Origin of the sequence: Lactobacillus sp. ESL0259, assembly GCF_003693045.1 — a bacterium.
In the GTDB taxonomy this organism is placed as follows: domain Bacteria; phylum Bacillota; class Bacilli; order Lactobacillales; family Lactobacillaceae; genus Lactobacillus; species Lactobacillus melliventris.
Window position 1 is genome coordinate 46,668 of record NZ_REHP01000007.1, and the last position, 20,494, is coordinate 67,161.

Sequence of the window (20,494 nt, forward strand, 5' to 3'; positions counted from 1 at the left end):
TTATTACCCAGATTCAGAAATAGTTTCTATACTAGAGCAAGTTAGTTTAGTAACCCATATAACGATTTCTTTCCCAGTCAGAAACCGTTTGAGTATATTGGGACCATTCCAATTCTTTAGAATCAATAAAGCTTTGAGTTAAATGTTCTCCTAAAGCGTCTTGAATTAACTTGTCTTTCTTAAATGCTTTAAGGGCATTATGCAAAGTCGAAGGCAATGGTTTAATCCCCATTTCATTACGTTGCTTTTCACTTAAAGTAAATAAGTTGCAAGTAATTGGTGCCATCGGCATTTTTTCTTCCTTAATTCCTGCCATACCAGCACTTAAGCAAGCAGCCAAAAGCAAATATGGGTTGGCAGTAGGATCAGCTGAACGCATTTCAAGACGAGTATTCAATTCACCAGCAGCCGGTACTCGAACCATTGGTGAACGATTCTTTGAAGCCCAAGAAATATATACCGGTGCCTCAAAACCAGGAATTAAACGTTTATAAGAATTAACAGTGGGGTTACCGACAGCTGTAATTGCACGAGCATGTTCCAAAATACCATTTAAGAAGTACAAAGCCGTTTTTGACAAATGATACTCGTTGTTTTCATCATAAAAGGCGTTTTTATTACCCTTAAATAATGACATATTAGTGTGCATGCCATTTCCTGCTTGGCCTTGTAAAGGCTTAGCCATAAATGTCGCAAACAAGCCATGCCGCTTAGCAATCTCTCGTACAATCATTTTAAAAGTTTGAACACGGTCGGCCGTTGTTAAAGCATCATCAAACCTAAAGTCAATTTCCTGCTGACCGTCTCCAACTTCATGGTGAGCAGCTTCTACTTCAAAGCCGATACTCTCTAAAGTTTCAACAATATCTCGACGGCAGCTCGCACTTTCATCATTTGAAGTTAAATCAAAATATGAGGCATGGTCAGGAACTTCTGTCGTCCAGTTGCCGTTTTGATCAAGTTTAAGTAAATGAAATTCCGCTTCAAACCCGATGTCAAAAGCCGTAAAACCCATTTCCTTCATTTGGCCAATGATTCTTTTGAGATTATTACGTGGATCTCCAGCAAAAGGTTTACCATCTGTGGTATGAACTGAACATGTTAAACAGCCAATTTTACCACCTGCGGTGTCATCCCAAGGTAAAACGGACCAAGTGGAAAAATCAGGATATAATATCATATCACTTTCTTCCAAACGAACAAATCCGTCGATTGAAGAACCATCAAAGCGGACATCATTACTTAAAACTTTGTCTAGCTGACTATTTGGAACTTCAACCGCTTTAAGAGTTCCGTTAATATCTGTAAAAGCTAGTCTAATAAATCTGACATCTTCCTCTGCTACACTTTTTCTGATGTCGTCTGCTGAAATTTTCTTTGTCATGCTTCTCCACCTAAAAAAATCATACAATAATTGGTATAGTCTTAATCGGAATTATATTCCTCATTTAAAACTAGATATAAGATTAACAAATGATTAAAACATTGTAAAGTGGTCTAACACAAAATATTAAAACTTTACCAAAGTTTTACTTTACATTTATGATTATCTATTATTTGTTTTGAAAAATAATTCGTTAACTGCATTAGTAATCGCTATTTTCACATGGGCATAGGTCAATCCACCCTGCATATATAAAGCATATGGTGGCCTGATTGGGCCATCTCCAGAAAATTCAATGCTGGCACCCTCAACAAAGGATCCATCTGCCATGATCACTTGATCCACATATCCGGTGTCATTACTTGGTATCGGATCCACAAATGAATTAATGGGCGAGTTTTCCTGTAAAGCTTTAGCAAACCTGATCATTTTATCTTTATTATGAAAAATAACGGTCTGAATTAAGTCGGTTCTGTCTTCATCCCATTTAGGAGAAACTTCTAAGCCCATCTTTTCTAAAAGTGCAGACGCATAAATTGCACCTTTAATGGCATTGCCAGTAACGCTCGGAGATATAAACAAGCCTTCAAAATAATCTAAATTGTTATTTAAGCTGGCACCTTCTTCTCTACCTATTCCACCAGCTGTAAGACGGACCGCTGTGTTTTCAATTAACTCATGTTTACCAACAACATAACCACCAATTTTTGCTAAACCACCACCAGCATTTTTGATTAAAGAGCCTGCCATTAAATCAGCACCATATTCTGTAGGTTCATGTTTTTCTGAAAATTCCCCATAACAATTATCAACAAAAATAATGCTCTTAGGTGAAACCTCCCTAATCATAGCAATCATCGGCTTAATCTTACTGATAGTGAAGCTAGGCCTAGTATTATAACCACGTGAACGCTGGATGACTACCATTTTAGGTTGATGATCTGCAAGTAATTTGCGGGCTGAAACAAAATCTACGCTGCCATCAGGTAATAAATCAACGTGAGAGAATTTTACTCCATATGCTTTTAAACTACCTCTGCCATTACCGGCAATTCCGATAACTTGTTGCAAAGTGTCATAAGGCATACCGGTTAAGTACATTAATTCATCTCCTGGCAGTAAATTACCCGCCATAGCTGTAGCTAAAGTGTGAGTGCCAGAAACAAATTGTGAACGTACTAAAGCATCTTCCGTATGAAATATTTGAGCATAAATACGATCAAGTTTATCTCGTCCACTGTCATCGGAACCATAACCGGTACTGCCAATCAAATCCGATTCTGCTACTGCTTTATCTTTAAACGCCTGCAAAACTTTATTTTGATTAAAAAGAATGTTTTGCTCAATTTTTGCCAGCTGCGGCTCAATCTTTTTATCAATATCACTTACAATTTCTTGTAATTCTTTTGGCCAATTATTCATTTAACCATTCCTCAACTTTCTGTAAAATCTCTTGCACACAATTTGAATCAGCTAAAGGATCAAACCAGTAAACGGGTAACTGGTGGTGAAAATATGTCAGCTGTCTTTTAGCATATCTTCTTGAAGCTCTTTTTAAATTTTTAATACAATTTTCCAGATTATCCTGACCAGCAAAATAAGGAAAAAATTCTTTATAGCCAATAGCCTGTAAAATAGTATATTCTTGGTCACGATTTTGATAGACAAAACGGGCCTCGTCAAGTAAGCCCTCGTCCATCATTTGATCAACACGTTTATTAATCCTAGAGTAAATTTCTGGACGTGCAGAATTTAATCCAATAATAAAATACTGGTATCGCGGTTCAATTTTATCCTGTTGTTCTGAAAATTTATGTCCTGTACGATCAATTACCGTTAAAGCTCTTAAAACTCTACGTGAATTGTTTAACGGAATTTTTTGAGCAGCTACCGGATCGCGATTTTTTAGTTCTTGCCAAAGCGCCATCTTATCGTTTTTATTTAAATAATCCTGCCATTTATCTGATACAGCTGCATTTTCTTTATTCGGCTCACCTAATTGCAATTTATTAAGTAAAGCATTAACGTAAAAGCCAGTGCCACCGACCAACAAAGGCACTTTATTTTTCTGCACTATTTGCTCAATGGCTTTTTCTGCCTGGGTAACAAAATCAACTACTGAATAAGGTTTAAAAATTGTTTGAGTGTCGACCAAATAATGTGGTACTAATTTTCGTTCTGTAGGAGTTGCCTTAGCGGTTCCAATTGCGACCTCTCTGTAGACCTGCATGGAATCACCTGAAATTATTTCAGCATTAATTTTCTGAGCAAGCTCAATTGCCAAAGCAGTTTTACCAATAGCTGTCGGCCCGACGAGAGCTAAAACTTTTTGCATAATCACATTCTCATTCATGAATAACATAGAAAAAACACGTTTGATCAGTGCAACAAACATGTTTTTTATTTAATATTTAGATTTTTTGGTGCGTCCATCCCACTCATCAAAACCATTCTTCAACCATTTAATTGAAGAAAAATGCTTTTTTTGTAAAAATCTGGCAGCACGTAAAGTAACTGATAAAGAGTCGGAGTACAAATAAACAGGTAAATCTGCTCTCAATTCAGTATATTGGTATTTAAGCATTGTGTAAGGCAAGTTTCTGGCTCCATCAATATGTTTTCGTTTAAAAGGAGCTTTTTCACGTAAATCTACCACTTGCGCTTTACGCATTCCTTTATTAAATTCTTCGTTGGTTAAATCTCCATTACCCAAGCGTTTAGTTTGTATTTTATTCCATAGCCAAACTGCCACAAAAGCTAATATGATAACAATTAAAACTACGTCTAGAATAAGTAAAAAAGATGACATAAGTTGTATTTCTCCCACTAAAATTTTAAAAACTGCTGCACATAAACAATCTAATATTTATGCTTATCTTTATTGTGGCGCTCTTCATACTCATATTCACGTCGCAATATTAATTTAGCGACTAAATAATCATGCTGGTCAATTAAGTGTGAATGATTAATGTTGTCAAGTTCAAGTGCCATCAACTCAATATCCCAGATTCTTTTGCCTACATGAACAAAAATACCATATTTTTCAAGAAGTTGCTGCACATCATACAAAGTTTTCATTATAAATTGATTACCATGCCCATCCTGACAGTTGCTACACAATAAATAATTAGTAAACAAAGAGCGATAACTCGTTTTTTAACTGAGTATTGCCTTAACGTTTTTTCACCCAGGATTATTGCCACTAAAAATCCCATAGCGAATCCGCCAATGTGACCAGGTATATCAATATTAGGTGCAAACAAATCAATTACTATATTGATTAAAGCCAGCCAAAATGATTGTTTTCCAAGGTAAACCAATATAGGATTGGCCCGATTTTGCAAAGCAATTGCCGTCATAGCACCAAATAATCCAAATAAGGCCGTCGAAGCGCCAGCACTAATAGCATTATCATTGCCCCAGGCTAAGCTTAATAAGTTACCCCCTATACCAGAAAGAAGATATATTATTAAAAAGCGCCAATGACCAATAATGGTTTCCATGTACATTCCAAGATAATAGATCATAACCGCGTTAGAGACCAGATGCATAATTCCCATATGCAAAAATTGAGCCGTAAATAGACGCCACCACTGATTACCTATGACAACGGCATCATTTTTCATGGCTCCCATTTTCATTAAAACATAAATATTTTCTGAACCACCAATAGCCGTTTCAATTAAAAAGACTAGTAAAAGGACGGCCAATATACTGACGGTTATGTAACAACTTTTCAGGTTTTGTCGCTGATTCATTATAGCCTCAATTAATTCTTTAGAATGGATTCCGGAGTAATAATTGTTTGAATAGCTATATCGGTCGCTTCCACTTTCCAGGGAGCTGTCTTAAAAATCATCTTGGAATTAGCCAAAGCTACCGTTTTAGAATTAGGATGCTTTGACAAAAAGCGGTCATAATAACCTCCGCCAAACCCCAAACGTTGATGTGAATCCAAGGCAAAGGCTAGTCCAGGAACAATAATCAGATCTAAATCATTGTTGATTTGAGCATTCGGCTCATTTACTTCTTCAACACCAAACTTTGACTTGGTTAATTTCGTCATATAACTATAATAGATAAAATCTTGAGTACGTTCAGCATTATCATTTGCACGTGCTAAGTAAACGTCCTTACCTTGATCCCACAATTGAGCAATCAAACCTGAAGTGTCAACTTCATAACTCAAGGAGGAGGTTATGCCAATACTTTGACAATTACTAATGATCTCAGAGTTCATAATACTTTTAAGCAAAACCTGATCTTCAGCATCTTTTTCTGAAGTTTCAGCAAATTCGCTCAACTTTTCAATTTGTTGTTGTCTTATTTCTTTTTTTGTCATGATTCTTCCATATAAAAAATAGCAGGAGCATAGGCTCCTACTATATTAGTTTATTACTTAGTTTCACGATGAAGAGTAGTATGTCTTTCTACTGGGCAATACTTCTTCAAACTTAAACGTTCCGGATGCTTACGCTTGTTTTTCTTAGATAAGTAACTTCTATCGCCACATTCGGTGCATTCCAAAATGATGTTATCTGCCATTTCTTTCACCACCTACGCTTTTATTCTGACTGTATTATCTTAGCATTTTTCTATTATTATTACCAGTAATATTAACAAAATTCTATTTTTTATGTAATTTAAAGTAGTCCTGGACCATCGCTTTAGTCATTTGTAATGTATAAGACCCTTCCAATTTGGGATCCAGCCCGGGAAAAATCACAGCTGTAGCAATTTCAGGGTTATTTGACGGTGCATAACCAACAAAAGTAGCATTGACTAGTTCTGGTGGATTTTTCTGATTAGGATTATCAGGATCGTAATAAAATGTTTGGGCTGTTCCCGATTTTCCCGAAATAGATGGTTTTACTTTTTTCAGTTTATGAGCGGTACCCCAAGAATTTGTACCATGAACAACACGCCAGAAGCCTTGCCTGATGATGTTAAGCTCATCTTGAGTCCAAGGTATGCGTAATTGTACCTGCGGTTTTTTGTTATAGTCAATATAAACTTTTTTGCCATTATTTGCGGTTCTACCAACCGACTGCACCACATAAGGCTGCATGCGATAGCCCCCATTGGCTATCGTTGAAACATATTGTGCCATTTGGATAAGTGTATAAGCATCATAGTTACCATATGATAAGTCAAGTACAGAACCTGAAAGAACTAATCCCTGATCGTTGAAAGATCTACCTTGAATACCTGATATTTCCCCTGGTAAATCAATTCCAGTCTTTTGACCCAAACCAAACATATTAAAATTATGGCGCAAAGTTTCAAAGGCTGTTTGAGGCATAGTAATCTTTATTTTAGGAACATAAGACGCATTAACCCATTTCATTGCCAAATGCATCATGTAAATATTACTGGAAACTTCTAGGGCAGTTTCAGCGTCTAAAGCGCTAAAAGTACCAATTGGATATACTGACTTTTTGACCGGCGTACTAGGTAAATAAACAGGGGTATCAGGCATTACATTATTGGTAGGAGTAATTACTTTATTTATTAATCCGCCACTTACCATTGCGCCTTTAACTGCCGAACCCATGACAAACGATTGATTAATAACGCCTAGTGCATTATTGGTAGTTTTATTTTTCTTAGGGTCACGACTGATTCCCGCCATAGCCAAAATTGCGCCAGTTTTAGGATTCATAGCAATAGCATATGCACCATTTGAATAGTGAGCGGCACCTGACCCAATGGCAGAAGCATAGATTTTTTCTAATGAACTTTGAACCTGTTTTTGATATTGAGCATCAAGGGTCAAAACTAAACTTGCCCCAGCCTGCCCGGAATAAACCGCTTTTGACTGTTCAATATCTCCTGAATTCTTAGTCCAAACTTTGCTGGTTGATTTAGTTCCTTTGAGCAGGGGTTCATATTTTTCTTCCAAATACGATGTGCCTACCCGATCATTGCGCGAATAACCATTTGTTAAGTAATATTGTAAGTTATCACTAGGCAAGCCGGCTTTTTCTGTTGATACAGAACCAATAATACTGCGAATAGACGAACCATTAGGATAAGATCTTTGCCAGTCAGTTCCAATACCCACACCAGGAAGCTCTGAAAGGTGCTCACCCACCTCAGCAATTTCTTTATCTGTTAAATGATTATTTTTAATATAGATTGTAGAAAGAGTATAAGCACCAGAAATTTTATTATAAATTAATGCCGCTGTTTTCTCACGTGCATTCAGCTTAATGTGTTCTGCACTAACCTGTTCTTGGATTTTTTGATTAATTAAATTGTCATCCTGAGTAGCTCTGACAGCTTTAGGAACTTTGGCAGATTCTTTTGCACTATTTTCCTTATTTGCCAAATAATAATCAATTACTTGTTGTTCAGTCGGCTGCTCATCCTTGATAGAAATATAATGACTAAGAGAGTTGGAAATTGCATAGATATCCTCAGTTGTAGTTGAAACGCTTTTGGTATACGTAATGGCATTTTTAGCCTTATTTCCTACCAGTACACGGCCTTTATTGTCATACATAACACCGCGGGGAACTTGACTGGAAACTATAGCTGAATTAGATTTTTGTACTTCAGCTTTAAAGCGTGAGCCATAACCTATTTGTAAATAAGCCAGCTGTCCAATCAAAGCCGCAAAAAGAACAAAAATGATACCCAAAATTATCTTCATTCTGATTGGAGTAGAAGCTTGTTTTTTGGCATTATTATTTTTAGTTTTCAGTTTTTTCTTGAAAAAATTCACTTAGCCTCAACCTCACTAAACTAGTGTAATTTTAACAAAAACTAGAGTACAAATCTATTGAGATGGTAACGTTTTGGAAAAACTTTAAGATAGAATACTTATTGACCAGAAAAGCCAAAACTGCACACAAATACTTTTTCGAAAAATCTTCAGTATTTTTTCTAAATGTAATAAAATAAAAGTGGGATAAAATATAGAAAGAAGATCAAACTATGACACTTAAATATCTTATTGGAGTTGATGCTGGAGGAACGCACACTACAGCAATAGCTTATGACTTAAAGGGGCAAAAACTGGCAGAGGCTCAAGCCGGTCCTGGACAAGTAAATACAGACTATAATAATGCCATTACTAACATCACAAAAGCAATCAACGAATTAGTTGATGAAATTGATGGAGATTGTCAACGGATTCTCTGTGGAATGGCTGGTTTATCAGTTATCGGTCACGCGCCAGAAGTAGCCGCTGAAATCTCTGCCAAGGTTGATAACCTGCCAACCAGAGCAGTTACCGACTCTCTCCTGGCTCTTTATAATGGCCTTGAAGGAGAAGATGGTGGTCTGGTTATTGCTGGTACTGGTTCCGTTTTCAATGGCTTACAGCATGGCAGCATTATCACCACTGGTGGCTATGGTTCCATTTTAGGTGATGAAGGCTCAGGTTATGCTATCTCTCTAAGTGCTTTAAAATCTGCTTTACTTAGTTGGGATAAACGAGAAGACAACGAATTAATTGGCATGTTTAATAAACTGTTTAAAGTCGATAATTTAAATGATGCTACTGCCAAGTTTTATAAAACCAGCAATTCTGATTTTGCCTCAATGGCTGTGAGCGTGGCACAATTAGCTGATAAAGGTGATCCTTTTGCTTCAGCTGTAATAAAGGAGCAGGCTGAATTGCTTGCAAGAGATATTACAATCGGAATGGACCGGTATGAAGAGCCTAAGCCAATGAAAATTGCGCTGACTGGTTCTGTACTAGCCAATAACCAAATGTTGCGTAACTTCTTAGAAGACAAAGTTCATGAAAAATATCCACAAGCCCAATTTTCAATTTCTAACGGTGAAAATGCTCGTGGTGTTATCTTTGATAAAAGCAAGGACTACCGCTACTTTACTAGTCATTAAATTTAAAAATAAAAAAGACCGGACGGTTACCGCTTCTCTTGTGGAAGGCTAACTGTTCTGGTCTTTTTGTTTTTATAAGCCTTAGCTAAAATAACTCTGTCAAACTAGTTATTTTTCTTCAACTTTATTGATTACTACATCAAATTTGCCACCAGGTGTTGAAATAGTTACTGTTTCACCTTTTTTCTTACCCAAAATTGCTTGTGCAATCGGTGAATCATTAGAAATCTTACCATTCATTGGATCTGATTCGTCACTACCAACAATTGTATATGTCTCCGGTTCATCTTCACCAACTTCAGTATAGGTAACAGTTTTACCTACAGCAACTTCATCAGGATCACTGGCATTAGCATCTACAACATGAGCGTACTTAAGCATGTCTTCAACAACGCTAATGCGGTCTTCAAGATGGCTTTGCTCGTCTTTGGCTGCATCATATTCCGAGTTTTCGGATAAATCGCCATAAGAACGGGCAACCTTGATTCTTTCAATTACTTCTGGCCGCTTTACTACTTTTAAATTTTTTAATTCTGCTTCAAGTTTTTCTTTACCTTCAGCAGTCATCGGATATGATTTTTCAGGCATAAAACTTTCTACTCCTTAAAGTTAAAATTCTTTTTGCACTGGTCTATGATATTCACTTAAACGTTTAATGTCAATAATTAACGTATTTCTACTTTAAGTTGTTTTTCGAGACTAGCATCAATAGAATTCATTGCTTTATTAACGATTTCATCAGTTAATGTGTCATTTTCATTGAGAAATGTTAAACGATAAGCAAAGCTCTTTTTATCTTCAGCAATGTGAGAACCGCGATAGACATCAATAATACGGAGGTTATAGAGATATTTTCCACCATTTGCTTTAATAACATCCTCAACAGCTTGATTGGTTACTTCTTTATCTACTAAAATTGACAGATCGCGTTCAACTGCAGGAAACTTAGGAGCGCTTTGAGCTGTAGTCTGCGGATTAAGAATTAACGGAATAATCTCATCAAGATTCAATTCGTAGCCGTAAATTTCGCTATCTTTCATTGCCTTATTAGATTGGGTCACTGGACGATCCAGCATACCAATCATGCCCACATATTTGTTTTTAATGTAAATGCCGGCTGTTCTAGTAGGATGCATGTACATGATTACTTCAGCCCGGTATTCAACATCATTCAAATTAATTCCCAGAGCTAAGAACAGATTAGTCAATTGACCTTTAACATAAAAGAAATCAATTTTTTCATTATCATTCTGCCAGTTTTCAAAATAAACGTTACCGCTATACAGTGCAGCTAAATGTTCATGCTCATTATATTTGTTATTTTCAAAATCATAGACACGTCCTTGTTCAAAAATTGCTAACTGATTTTGCTTACGTGCCATATTGTAGCTCGCAGCATCGACCAAACCCGTCATTAAGTTTTGTCTTAAAGTTGAACGATTGGAATTTAAAGGCATTTGGACTTCAACGGGCTTTTTAGGTTCCTTGGAAAAGCCAATTGCTTTTTCAAGCGAGGTTAATGAATAGGAAATAGCTTCAATTAAGCCTTGACCTTGAACTACATTTTTAATACGTCTAATAGTTTCTTCTTTTTTAGAATAGCCGCCATGTGTTTCTGCTAGGACCGGTTGGGTAGACTTAATATTATCATAGCCGTATAAACGTCCTACTTCCTCAACCAGATCAGCTGGAATAGCAATATCCCAGCGCCTTGCGGGTACGTCGACAACTAAATTGTCACCGTTAATTTCAATTTTAAAATTCAAGCGGGCAAAAATGGCAGCAATTTCTGCAGAGGAGATCTCAGTACCCAACACTTTATTGATATAGGAGATTGTTGTAGTAATTTTTGTTGGTTGACGTTTTTCAGAACTGCCTGTAATGACGCCTTCATTAATTGTTCCAGAAGCATCATTGCGTAAAAGAAGCGCAGCCATATCTAACGCCCTGGTAGTGGCATCCCAATTAACGCCTTTTTCATAACGACTAGAGGCTTCTGTTCTATTGGCATGGCGCAGAGCGGCTTTCCTAATTAAAGTAGGATCAAAAATAGCAGATTCTAACAATACATCTGTAGTGTCTGGTTCAATTTCTGAATTAAGACCTCCCATTACACCTGCCATCATTACCACATCTTCACCATTGGTGATGACAATGTCGTTAGGATCAAGATCAACTTCTTTGTTATTTAACAAAGTTAGTTTTTCATCTTTGTTAGCTTTTCTAACTACTAGTTTGTTTGTTTTAAAAGCGCGCGCATCATAACTATGCATCGGTTGACCGGTTAAAAGCATAATATAGTTGGTCACATCAACCACATTGTTAATAGGTCTTATTCCCGCATTCCAAAGTCGTCTTTGGAGCCATAGAGGGCTGTCAGCAATTTTGACATTACTAATTTTGCGCAAGTAAAATTTGGGTGCAAGCTGGGAATCAACATCGACAGTAAAATCGTTGGTCCAATTTGGGCCATCTTCTTTAACAACTACGTCTTCAACTTTAACCGGTACATCAGTGATGGCGCCAACTTCATACGCCGAGCCTTCCATTGACAATGTGTCCGCACGGTTAGGAGTAATGTCAAAGTCAAAAATATAGTCATCCATTCCCAGTAGTTCAAAAGCTGAATCTCCGGGTTTTATTTCTGCATCCTGAGGAAAAACATAGATACCATCCGTGTACTTTTCTGGTACCAAATTATCTGGAAAACCTATTTCTTGTAAGCCACAAATCATACCGTTTGATTCATTGCCCCGCAATTTAGTTTTCTTGATTTTAACATTATCGGCAATTCTAGCTCCCGGTAAAGCTACCACAACGTCTTCTCCGGCAGCAACATTAGGAGCTCCGCAAACAATTTGGTATGGTTCTGCTTCTCCTACATCAACGTGAGTTAAATTTAAGTGCGTACCAGAAATTGGTTTGCAGTCAATAATATGACCCACTACCAACTTCTTCATACCATCTTCAGGGTGTTTAACTTCTGCTACTTCAACACCTGTCCGAGTTATTTTTTCAGCCAAATCATTAGGATCCTGGTCCAACTTAATAAAATCCTTTAGCCAATTGTATGAAACTAGCATTATCTTTCCTCCCTACTGAACTGTTCCAAGAAGCGGACATCATTTGTGTAAAAATCACGAATGTCATCAATACCATATTTAAGAATAGCGAAACGATCCAATCCTACACCAAAAGCAAAACCGCCATATACATTGGAATCAATTCCAGCATTTTCTATCACATTAGGGTGAACCATTCCGGCACCTAAAACTTCAATCCAACCTGTATATTTACAAATTGAACAGCCTTTGCCATTGCAATTGAAGCAGGAAACGTCCATTTCTACAGAAGGTTCAGTAAAAGGAAAGTAACTAGGACGAAGGCGGGTTTCGCGATCTTGACCAAAAACATGCTTGGCCATTAGTTCTAGAGTTCCCTTTAAGTCCCCCATCGTAATGTTCTTATCAACTACTAAGCCTTCCATCTGCATAAACTGATGGGAGTGAGTGGCATCATCATCATCGCGACGATACACTTTACCGGGCCCCACCATTTTTAAAGGACCTTTAGCAAAATCATGTTTTTCCAGAACTCGTGCCTGATCACCTGAAGTTTGTGAACGCAATAAGTTATCAGAATCAATGTAGAAAGTTTCCTGCATGTCCCTTGCTGGATGGTCTTTAGGCAAGTTCATCATTTCAAAGCAGTAGTGGTCAGTTTCAATTTCTGGTCCCTGCACAACTTCATAACCCATACCAATAAAGTATTTTTCCAGGTCATCCAAAATAATATTAATTGGGTGCTTAGTACCAAGGTGCATTTCCCGTCCGGGTAAGGTAACGTCTATTTTTTCTTTGTTTAACTGCTCTTCAACTAATGCCTCTACTATCTCTGTTTTGGCGTCATCCAGCTTGCTGTTAAAAAGATCACGTAATTTATTAACACGTTGTCCTACTTCACGTCTATCACTGGGATCAATATCTTTCATTGAATGGAGGATTTCAGTTAATTCACTTTTGCGACCAGTTAATTTAACGCGAACATCATTTAACATTTCCTCGTTCTTAGCCTTATCGATCTCTACCAGACCTTTTTCACGCAGCTCTTTTAACCTGTCAAACAAGTCCATAAAAATTTTCCTTTCAAATCAAACAAAAAAGCTTCATCCCAAAAGGGACGAAGCTTCGCGGTACCACCCTAGTTTGGACAACAAAAATGTCCACACTTTCAATTTCGCTAACGGTGAATACCGGAATGGATTAGATTCTACTAGTAAGATGAAATTCACAGTTCCGTTTAAACTTTTCTTTCAGCTCAATAAAAAAGTTTCTCTGACTAAATGATTGCTGCTACTAGTCTTACTCTTTGTAATTAGTTAATAGAATATAACTTTTTTGAAAAACATGCAAGCGAATATGCGAAATTAAACCCATTTATCAGCCCAACCATGAATCTGATCGAAAACGGGTTTTAATTCAGCCCCTTTTTTGGTCAGACTATAAGAGATAATCTTTGTTTTGCTATCAACGGAGCGATTAACAATATTTTCCTTTTCCAGCTCCTTCAGTCTTTCAACCAAAACACGATCAGAGCAAGGCAATACACATTGAGCCAAGTCTTTAAAGCGCATATAATCACCAGCACATAAAGAACTAATGATTAGTCCATTCCACTTTTTGCCAATAATTTTGAATGCGTTAATAAAATGTTCGCAGTATTCGTAATTAGGAGCACCACAATCCGCACAGCGTTTGTCCTTAATACCTTGAGTCATGATATCGTCCTCCCACAAGAAAGCTTAACTTTGTCTTTTATTATATTAAATATACTTACTAAAAACAAGTGTTAGCAGTTAAGCAAAATAATAGATTATAATACCCGCAGCTACGGCTGCATTTAAAGATTCAGCTTTGCCCTTAATAGGAATATATAACTTTTCATCACTCATTTCAGCTATTTCTGAAGTAACACCATGAGCTTCGTTGCCAATAACCAAACCTAATTGGGGCACCTTATTAAACTGAGACAATTGCTTAGCATTTTTATCCAGCATACTAGAATATACAGGTATCGAATTATCTTGCATTTCTTTAATAACCTCTGTTAGATCCTGCATAATTAATTTAACATGAAACTGGCTGCCTTGCATTGCCCTTTGAGTTTTAGGATTGTAGATATCAACACTTGCAGGAGAAAAAACAACACCATCAAAGCCAGCAGCATCTGCCGTCCTGATAATGGTACCTACATTACCAGGATCAGCCAAATGGTCTAAAAGAACCCACTTGCCAAAATTAACCTGATAGTCATGAGGTTGGGCAATTTTTAAGACCATAAAAATATCCTGCGAATTTTTAGTACTAGAAAGGTGATGAGCAATAGCCGAATTTATGATAAAAGTTTTCTTACTGGTTATTACCTCAGGAAAATTTTCTTTAATTTTAGTGATTGCCTCAGCACTTCCTAGCAGATAAAGGTATTTTTCTCCTGCTTTGAGTGCTTCTTCAATTAGGTGAAAACCTTCAATTAAGTATAAATTGTTTTTCTGGCGATACTTTTTTTGTTTTAATTTAGATAAATCTTTTATTAAATTATTGTTTACCGAACTTATTTGTTCTAGCATCTGGAAATCTTCTTTCGTTTTTATCAATATATTTTTTAATTTGAAGCTGCTAAAATGTTAAAATCAAGGAAGCAGTATAGGAAGGATTATTATGGGATTTTTTAACAAACATAAAATTAAAAGAGAAAGCAATCCGACCAATGAAGCAAGAGAAACCTGGCAATTAACTATCTCAGGAATCGTTCAAGGAGTTGGCTTTCGCTGGAGCGTTTTAAACCTTGCTAAAAAGATGGGATTAGATGGAAACGTGCGCAATAACAGCGATGAAACAGTCACAATTACTTTACAAGCTGAACTGGACAGAGTCAATCAGTTTTGCTCTGAATTACCCAAAAATATTTCGCAATTTGCCCGAATTTCAACTATCAAGAAAGAAAAACTGATAAAAGTAGGCAAAATAACTGGTTTTCATGTATTATATTAGTTATTGGCAAAAAAATAATAATTGGGTGAGTTGAATGAAAAAATTTCGTAAATATATCGGATTAATTGCTATTTGTTTGGCAGTCATGCTAATTGTCACTGCTTGTGCACAGAGTGGCGGAGCTAATAAGCCACCGACGGGCTTTATATATGGGTCAATTTATAAGTTTATCGGCAAGCCTATGCAAAATATCATGCTCTACTTTTCCAATATCATAGGTGGAGCAAATGGAGCTGGCTGGGCTATTATCTTGATGACCCTTGTAGTTAGAATGATTCTTTTGCCTCTAATGCTTAATCAACAAAAGAAATCAACTACACAACAAGAGAAAATGTCTCGTTTACAACCGCAGATGAAATTAATTCAGGATACTATGAAACGTAAGGATCTGAATCAGGATCAACAAATGACCTTGGCAGGTTGGCAGCGAGAACTCTACTCTAAAAACCATTTATCTCTGACAGGTGGGATGGGTTGTTTGCCACTGATTATCCAGTTCCCTATTATGATTGGTATTTATGATGCTGTAATGTATTCCAAGAGCTTGGCTAGTTCGTCATTTTTCGGTATCTCCTTAAGTAGCAGATCAATTTCAGTCACGATTTTTGCTACCATTTTTGCTTTTGCACAAGGATATCTTTCATTGGTGGGAATTCCCCAAGAACAAAAGAAGCAGATGCAGTCAATGATGCTCATGAACCCTATTATGACACTCTTTATCTGTCTTTCCGTTTCAGGTTCCGTTGCTCTCTATTGGGCTGCCGGCAACTTTTTCTCTATTATTCAGCAATTGCTGGTAACATATATCATCACGCCAAAAGTTAAAAAAGAAGTAGATGAAGAATTAAAGCGGGAACCTATTACTGAAGTAGTGACTAAAGAAAAAGTTAATGAATTGCTTAATTCACAAGTAAGTTCTCCAGTGCAAACTGAAGAAACCAAAGAATTGCATGAATCCTTACGTAATCGTAACAAAGGTAAGCAACAAAAACGACCTTAACTGATAAATAGCAAAAAAGACCTGTAGATGTCATGGTATGTTTGTAACTCGACAAGCATTATAACAGACTTACAGGTCTTTTTTATTTATTTTATTTTTTACTTTTTTCCGCTTCTTCGCGCTGGCGCAGCCTTTCAGCCTGAGATTTCGAAAGAGCCGGGAAGTCCATCATAAACTGACTACCCTGTCCCTCAACAGAATCGACGCTAATTTTACCATGATAACTAGTAACTAATTTTTGAGCAATTGATAAACCTAAGCCATTACCGCCTTTTTCTCTGGTTCTAGCTTTATCCACTCTATAAAAGCGGTTAAAGATTTTACTTTGTTCTTTTTTGGAAATTCCTTCGCCATAGTCTTGCACTATAATATGAACTTCATCCTGTGACAAGCCAGCCGACACATTCATTTCTTTACGATCCGTAGAATATTTAACACCGTTGTCAATTAATATGACAAGGAGTTGTTCCAAGTGCCCCTGGTAAATCTGAATTTCTGTATCTTGAGGCAGATCATCCATATCTAACCTGATAGTAAAGTCCTTGTGTACCAAAGACATATCACCAACCACTCGTTTTAACACCTCTGAAACCTTGGTAACTGCGTTAGGATACTGAACATTAATCTGCTCCGCACGAGTTAAATCCAGCATTTCCTGGATAAGATGCTGCATTCTTTTGGCTTCCTGCAGAGAAGCGTCGATAGATTCTGCTAAAATTTGGGGATCATCTTTACCCCAACGCTTCAGCATATTTAGATGTCCTTCAATAACAGCAACAGGTGTGCGTAATTCGTGAGAAACATCTCCCACAAACTCTTTTTGTTGATCAATATAGCGTTGCATACGATCAAGCATCTGGTTGAATGAAACCGCCAGTTCCTGCAATTCATCATGACGGTGAAAATCCCTGATCCTGGCAGTACTATTAGGATCATCATTTACTTCCAAAGCAACATGAGACATTTCCTTAATGGGCTTGACAATATCGCGCACTATTATATAAGCAACTAAAGTGAACAATATAACAGCTATCAACGAAATACGTACCATCCACTTTAACAAGTCCTTCATCAGACCGTTATAGTATGACATTTTATTTTCAACAATAATATAGCCTGTAACTTTACCGGATTTAGCTGATCTCACTTTTTGATAAGTTAGTAGTTCCTGTTTGCGACTTTTAGTGACACGTGACATTTTATAATCATCCCGAAACTTTTTAAAAGTCGGGATTTTACCGCCATTATCAAAAACATCTTCTCCGTGTAAATTATAAACTACTACATTTAAATCAGGATTAGTTAATGAAGATAATAGGTCATCATTGAAAGCTCTATTGCCCTGTTGGTCAGATCTAATTGGCGGATTACCTCTCATTACTTCTCTAGCTGACGGTGTGAGGGCAAAAGAAACATTAGCAATCTGCAATTCAGTTGGAATCCGAGTCAAACTACTATTAAGTTTAGATATCATTTCATTTGAGGTCTGCTTTTGCTGAACCATGGATTGCTGGCCCACAAATGAATATATTATTACAGAAAATACAACAAAAGAGACCATAATTGTCAAAGCCACGACAGTTACCCATCTCACAACAAGAGATGAGTGTTTGGTCTCCTTTTTATTTTTATTCCTTTTCATCGTCCTCATCTCTTACCATGTATCCAGTTCCCCGAACTGTTTTGATATATGATTGCTTACCGGGAACGTCAATTTTATTGCGCAAATAACGCACATAAACTTCTACCACATTAGTTTCAATGTTTGAACCGGGACCCCAAATCTTAGCGAGCAGTTGGTCACGGCTGACAACATTATTCTTATTCTTAATCAAAGTCATTAACAAGTTATATTCACGCTTAGTCAGATCAACTGCTTTGCCATCACCACGGCGAACAATTCTATTTGCGGTCTCAATTGTAAGATCTTTAAACTTTACAACCTTTTTCTCTATTGAATCGTCCGAAGCATCTTTTTCGATTTTTACTCGGCGTAAAACTGCACGCAGACGAGCTAAAAGCTCTTCAATCGCAAATGGCTTAACAATATAATCATCAGCGCCATGATCAAGACCCGAAACGCGATCAATGACGGAATCACGGGCGGTCATCATTATGATAGAAGTACTTTTGACTTGACGCACTCTGCGAGCTATTTCCAAGCCATTCAGGTCAGGCAGCATCAAGTCTAACAAAATCGCATCAAAGTCTTCTTTTAACGCTAAGTCCAAAGCTTTGCGTCCATTGCCTTCAACAACTGTGTCATACTTTTCGTGTTTTAGTTCCAATTCAACGAAACGTGCCAAATTTTTTTCATCTTCAACAATTAAGATTCTTGCCATTTTTATTCATCCTTTTTAAAATTTAATTTTGATTAATTTAATTTATATTGTTATTAACAAGTAAAGCATACTTTAAAAGTGCGTTTAAAACAAGATTAAAAACCAGCATTTTGCTAATACTGATTTTTTAACTAATTTAATTATCATTATTTCCGTTATGAATCTTTTCATTATTTTCTTTAAAAAGATCTTTTAATTTAGCAAAAGCAGGATTGATTTGATCATCTTTCTTTTTATTAAAATCTTTTTCCGAAATGACTCTCCAACCTTTTCCTTCAGGATAAATGCCCTGTTCTTGCTCAATGGTAGTTAAAATTGTTGTTGGGATATTTAGTAAAATGTTATCCTCAATTGCTTTTTGCAGATCAATAACTTCGTGCTCGACTTTGACAATCGGAATATCACTCTCATCAATCTCTTCTTTAGCTATCTCAACATCTGTATAATTTTCACTAAAATGAAAATCTTCTTTAAACTTAACAGGATCTAAGCTGCGACTGGATGGTACTATAAGATCTGCTTGTACCTGAAAATTGCCAGTGACAAATGGTTGATTATAAAATAAATCTCCTGTCACTAAAACTCTATCAACTTGATAGACTAAACCATGACTTCGCTTAATGAAATCATCTGCTACCTGCAAATCACATTCAATATGAGTTACAGGTTCCTTACTATATTTGATCTGCGAATAATTCAGTTTTAACATTTAGACCTCCAATGGACGACGGCCAAAGTTTTGATCCACTTGCAGCAGTTGTTCAAAAAAGCGGTCAACTCGAAGTTGCAACCTCATTGAGCCACTTTGAGTATTTTTTTGATCAACTTTAGAAATGATATCTGCAGGGGTTTCTTTTCTAATCCGTTTAAGATATTTCCTACCTACTTTACTGTATCCCAATAGCAAAAGTGATTCATGATTAAAACTGTCAATCATATCCTCTTGGGTCACATTCATCAAAGTATATAAACTTAGTCGACGCAAGCGTGAATACGTATACCGTTTCGATTTTACTCTACGTAAAAACTCAGTAAACGTTTGTGCAGTATGTATCTCCTGCTTCATTTTATATTCCAGGCCTTCACTCATCTGATATATATTCTGCAATTCTGAAATTGAAGAGGATTCTAACCTGTATTTTAAAAATGGAAACAGCAGATTCCAATTGGGATAATTTTTTTGTTTAAAAAGTAATTTTACTTCTTTTTTAGGCATCCATTCTTCTAATGTAGAACTAACTTCATTATGCAAAATCATATTGCGAATTGCACTTGCGCTTTGAACTACCTTATTACTTTGTAAAACATCGTCATGACCTGCTCCGATGCGGTTAATTGGATGTAAAACTAGAGGAGTACCTAAATTATGGTTGGCTACTGCATAAGCTAAAGCCAAAATCGCATTAGGTTCACTAACTTCATGACCAACTTCACGTGCTACCATCTGATTATATTGAGTTGAATAAGTCTGACTGTAATCATTAAAGTCCATGTGACTTTGAGGAATTTCCGCAATTTTACTACCCAAATAAGCATAATTTTGGGTAGCATCTTCAACTCCAAAAATTAAATCAGTAACGCCCACTTTTACCAATTGGTCGATGCTGCCGAGTGCAAATAAATCTGCAGGCTCAACTGAAGTGGAAAATGGCAGTTCAAATACCAAGTCAGCGCCACTAGCAAGTGCTGTCTGGGCGCGAGTCCACTTATCCATTATTGCCATTTCGCCGCGTTGAACGTAATTTCCAGACATGACGACAATGATCGGGTCTTTGCTTCCAGCTATATAACGAGCCTGATTCATTAAGAATTCATGACCACTGTGAAAGGGATTATATTCTGCAATGATCCCAACTACACTCAT

The 20,494-nt window shown here is 36.7% G+C and carries 21 protein-coding genes and 1 other annotated feature; of the genes, 3 read left to right on the top strand and 18 right to left on the bottom strand.

All coding sequences use genetic code 11. The features are described 5' to 3' along the window. Window positions 1–46: 46 nt before the first annotated feature. From glnA to F5ESL0259_RS05465, 9 genes are all read right to left on the bottom strand, one after another. Window positions 47–1,384, bottom strand: coding sequence for a type I glutamate--ammonia ligase (gene glnA, locus F5ESL0259_RS05425; protein WP_122037750.1), 1,338 nt, complete (start codon window positions 1,382–1,384; stop codon window positions 47–49). Between the two features lie 162 nt (window positions 1,385–1,546). Next, complete coding sequence (locus F5ESL0259_RS05430; protein WP_122037751.1) at window positions 1,547–2,806, bottom strand: methionine gamma-lyase family protein; 1,260 nt, start codon at window positions 2,804–2,806, stop codon at window positions 1,547–1,549. Further along, on the bottom strand, window positions 2,799–3,719 hold the full coding sequence (gene miaA, locus F5ESL0259_RS05435; RefSeq protein WP_122037752.1) for a tRNA (adenosine(37)-N6)-dimethylallyltransferase MiaA: 921 nt from the start codon (window positions 3,717–3,719) through the stop codon (window positions 2,799–2,801). Before miaA ends, F5ESL0259_RS05430 begins: the two co-directional genes overlap by 8 nt. A 69-nt stretch (window positions 3,720–3,788) precedes the next feature. Then, entirely contained in the window at window positions 3,789–4,193 is a 405-nt protein-coding gene (locus tag F5ESL0259_RS05440) for a rhodanese-like domain-containing protein (protein ID WP_046325094.1), read from the bottom strand. Window positions 4,194–4,243: 50 nt separating this feature from the next. Next, window positions 4,244–4,462, bottom strand: coding sequence for a YqgQ family protein (locus tag F5ESL0259_RS05445; protein ID WP_046325095.1), 219 nt, complete (start codon window positions 4,460–4,462; stop codon window positions 4,244–4,246). Beyond that, the gene (locus tag F5ESL0259_RS05450; protein WP_110446263.1) at window positions 4,462–5,142 is read right to left on the bottom strand and encodes a rhomboid family intramembrane serine protease; all 681 of its coding nucleotides are present in this window, start codon (window positions 5,140–5,142) and stop codon (window positions 4,462–4,464) included. Before F5ESL0259_RS05450 ends, F5ESL0259_RS05445 begins: the two co-directional genes overlap by 1 nt. An 11-nt stretch (window positions 5,143–5,153) precedes the next feature. Next, complete coding sequence (locus F5ESL0259_RS05455) at window positions 5,154–5,726, bottom strand: 5-formyltetrahydrofolate cyclo-ligase (protein WP_122037753.1); 573 nt, start codon at window positions 5,724–5,726, stop codon at window positions 5,154–5,156. A gap of 53 nt (window positions 5,727–5,779) precedes the next feature. After that, window positions 5,780–5,929 carry a 50S ribosomal protein L33 gene (gene rpmG / locus F5ESL0259_RS05460; protein WP_081945351.1) on the bottom strand — a complete coding sequence of 50 codons (150 nt, stop codon included), beginning with the start codon at window positions 5,927–5,929 and terminating at the stop codon, window positions 5,780–5,782. Window positions 5,930–6,011: 82 nt separating this feature from the next. After that, window positions 6,012–8,039, bottom strand: a complete 2,028-nt coding sequence (locus F5ESL0259_RS05465; RefSeq protein WP_370448804.1) for a peptidoglycan D,D-transpeptidase FtsI family protein — start codon at window positions 8,037–8,039, stop codon at window positions 6,012–6,014. Between the two features lie 284 nt (window positions 8,040–8,323). Between F5ESL0259_RS05465 and F5ESL0259_RS05470 the strand changes: the two genes are divergently transcribed. Further along, complete coding sequence (locus F5ESL0259_RS05470; protein WP_046325099.1) at window positions 8,324–9,238, top strand: N-acetylglucosamine kinase; 915 nt, start codon at window positions 8,324–8,326, stop codon at window positions 9,236–9,238. 108 nt (window positions 9,239–9,346) lie between these two features. Here the strand turns inward: F5ESL0259_RS05470 and greA are convergent, their stop codons facing one another. From greA to F5ESL0259_RS05495, 5 genes are all read right to left on the bottom strand, one after another. Next, on the bottom strand, window positions 9,347–9,826 hold the full coding sequence (gene greA / locus F5ESL0259_RS05475; protein WP_046325100.1) for a transcription elongation factor GreA: 480 nt from the start codon (window positions 9,824–9,826) through the stop codon (window positions 9,347–9,349). A 77-nt stretch (window positions 9,827–9,903) separates the two neighbouring features. Further along, window positions 9,904–12,321 (bottom strand): phenylalanine--tRNA ligase subunit beta, encoded by a 2,418-nt coding sequence (gene pheT / locus F5ESL0259_RS05480; RefSeq protein ID WP_122037755.1) that lies wholly within the window; start codon window positions 12,319–12,321, stop codon window positions 9,904–9,906. Further along, window positions 12,321–13,370 carry a phenylalanine--tRNA ligase subunit alpha gene (gene pheS, locus F5ESL0259_RS05485; protein WP_122037756.1) on the bottom strand — a complete coding sequence of 350 codons (1,050 nt, stop codon included), beginning with the start codon at window positions 13,368–13,370 and terminating at the stop codon, window positions 12,321–12,323. Before pheS ends, pheT begins: the two co-directional genes overlap by 1 nt. Window positions 13,371–13,410: 40 nt before the next feature. Further along, window positions 13,411–13,616 (bottom strand) — a binding site (T-box leader). A gap of 48 nt (window positions 13,617–13,664) precedes the next feature. Continuing rightward, window positions 13,665–14,015 (bottom strand): helix-turn-helix domain-containing protein, encoded by a 351-nt coding sequence (locus F5ESL0259_RS05490; protein ID WP_046325103.1) that lies wholly within the window; start codon window positions 14,013–14,015, stop codon window positions 13,665–13,667. 78 nt (window positions 14,016–14,093) lie between these two features. Continuing rightward, window positions 14,094–14,864, bottom strand: a complete 771-nt coding sequence (locus F5ESL0259_RS05495) for an RNA methyltransferase (protein WP_122037757.1) — start codon at window positions 14,862–14,864, stop codon at window positions 14,094–14,096. A 91-nt stretch (window positions 14,865–14,955) separates the two neighbouring features. On the opposite strand from F5ESL0259_RS05495, the gene F5ESL0259_RS05500 reads away from it, so the two are divergent. Together F5ESL0259_RS05500 and yidC are read left to right on the top strand one after the other, a co-directional pair. Next, on the top strand, window positions 14,956–15,288 hold the full coding sequence (locus F5ESL0259_RS05500; protein ID WP_122037758.1) for an acylphosphatase: 333 nt from the start codon (window positions 14,956–14,958) through the stop codon (window positions 15,286–15,288). Window positions 15,289–15,322: 34 nt separating this feature from the next. Next, complete coding sequence (yidC, locus tag F5ESL0259_RS05505; RefSeq protein WP_122037759.1) at window positions 15,323–16,288, top strand: membrane protein insertase YidC; 966 nt, start codon at window positions 15,323–15,325, stop codon at window positions 16,286–16,288. Between the two features lie 91 nt (window positions 16,289–16,379). Here the strand turns inward: yidC and F5ESL0259_RS05510 are convergent, their stop codons facing one another. The 4 genes from F5ESL0259_RS05510 to F5ESL0259_RS05525 all read right to left on the bottom strand — a co-directional run bounded on the left by F5ESL0259_RS05510 (window position 16,380) and on the right by F5ESL0259_RS05525 (window position 20,494). Further along, window positions 16,380–17,939: a HAMP domain-containing histidine kinase gene (locus tag F5ESL0259_RS05510; RefSeq protein ID WP_122037760.1), complete on the bottom strand. Its 1,560-nt coding sequence runs from the start codon at window positions 17,937–17,939 to the stop codon at window positions 16,380–16,382. After that, window positions 17,917–18,630, bottom strand: coding sequence for a response regulator transcription factor (locus F5ESL0259_RS05515; protein ID WP_122037761.1), 714 nt, complete (start codon window positions 18,628–18,630; stop codon window positions 17,917–17,919). Before F5ESL0259_RS05515 ends, F5ESL0259_RS05510 begins: the two co-directional genes overlap by 23 nt. Before the next feature lie 136 nt (window positions 18,631–18,766). Next, on the bottom strand, window positions 18,767–19,339 hold the full coding sequence (locus tag F5ESL0259_RS05520) for a DUF177 domain-containing protein (protein ID WP_122037762.1): 573 nt from the start codon (window positions 19,337–19,339) through the stop codon (window positions 18,767–18,769). Continuing rightward, window positions 19,340–20,494 carry a nucleotidyltransferase gene (locus F5ESL0259_RS05525; RefSeq protein WP_110446273.1) on the bottom strand — a complete coding sequence of 385 codons (1,155 nt, stop codon included), beginning with the start codon at window positions 20,492–20,494 and terminating at the stop codon, window positions 19,340–19,342.

Coding starts and splice junctions, on each gene's coding strand:
- glnA (WP_122037750.1), bottom strand. CDS start 1,384: ATGACAAAGAAAATTTCAGCAGACGACATCAGAAAAAGTGTAGCAGAG.
- F5ESL0259_RS05430 (WP_122037751.1), bottom strand. CDS start 2,806: ATGAATAATTGGCCAAAAGAATTACAAGAAATTGTAAGTGATATTGAT.
- miaA (WP_122037752.1), bottom strand. CDS start 3,719: ATGCAAAAAGTTTTAGCTCTCGTCGGGCCGACAGCTATTGGTAAAACT.
- F5ESL0259_RS05440 (WP_046325094.1), bottom strand. CDS start 4,193: ATGTCATCTTTTTTACTTATTCTAGACGTAGTTTTAATTGTTATCATA.
- F5ESL0259_RS05445 (WP_046325095.1), bottom strand. CDS start 4,462: ATGAAAACTTTGTATGATGTGCAGCAACTTCTTGAAAAATATGGTATT.
- F5ESL0259_RS05450 (WP_110446263.1), bottom strand. CDS start 5,142: ATGAATCAGCGACAAAACCTGAAAAGTTGTTACATAACCGTCAGTATA.
- F5ESL0259_RS05455 (WP_122037753.1), bottom strand. CDS start 5,726: ATGACAAAAAAAGAAATAAGACAACAACAAATTGAAAAGTTGAGCGAA.
- rpmG (WP_081945351.1), bottom strand. CDS start 5,929: ATGGCAGATAACATCATTTTGGAATGCACCGAATGTGGCGATAGAAGT.
- F5ESL0259_RS05465 (WP_370448804.1), bottom strand. CDS start 8,039: ATGAAGATAATTTTGGGTATCATTTTTGTTCTTTTTGCGGCTTTGATT.
- F5ESL0259_RS05470 (WP_046325099.1), top strand. CDS start 8,324: ATGACACTTAAATATCTTATTGGAGTTGATGCTGGAGGAACGCACACT.
- greA (WP_046325100.1), bottom strand. CDS start 9,826: ATGCCTGAAAAATCATATCCGATGACTGCTGAAGGTAAAGAAAAACTT.
- pheT (WP_122037755.1), bottom strand. CDS start 12,321: ATGCTAGTTTCATACAATTGGCTAAAGGATTTTATTAAGTTGGACCAG.
- pheS (WP_122037756.1), bottom strand. CDS start 13,370: ATGGACTTGTTTGACAGGTTAAAAGAGCTGCGTGAAAAAGGTCTGGTA.
- F5ESL0259_RS05490 (WP_046325103.1), bottom strand. CDS start 14,015: ATGACTCAAGGTATTAAGGACAAACGCTGTGCGGATTGTGGTGCTCCT.
- F5ESL0259_RS05495 (WP_122037757.1), bottom strand. CDS start 14,864: ATGCTAGAACAAATAAGTTCGGTAAACAATAATTTAATAAAAGATTTA.
- F5ESL0259_RS05500 (WP_122037758.1), top strand. CDS start 14,956: ATGGGATTTTTTAACAAACATAAAATTAAAAGAGAAAGCAATCCGACC.
- yidC (WP_122037759.1), top strand. CDS start 15,323: ATGAAAAAATTTCGTAAATATATCGGATTAATTGCTATTTGTTTGGCA.
- F5ESL0259_RS05510 (WP_122037760.1), bottom strand. CDS start 17,939: ATGAGGACGATGAAAAGGAATAAAAATAAAAAGGAGACCAAACACTCA.
- F5ESL0259_RS05515 (WP_122037761.1), bottom strand. CDS start 18,630: ATGGCAAGAATCTTAATTGTTGAAGATGAAAAAAATTTGGCACGTTTC.
- F5ESL0259_RS05520 (WP_122037762.1), bottom strand. CDS start 19,339: ATGTTAAAACTGAATTATTCGCAGATCAAATATAGTAAGGAACCTGTA.
- F5ESL0259_RS05525 (WP_110446273.1), bottom strand. CDS start 20,494: ATGAGTGTAGTTGGGATCATTGCAGAATATAATCCCTTTCACAGTGGT.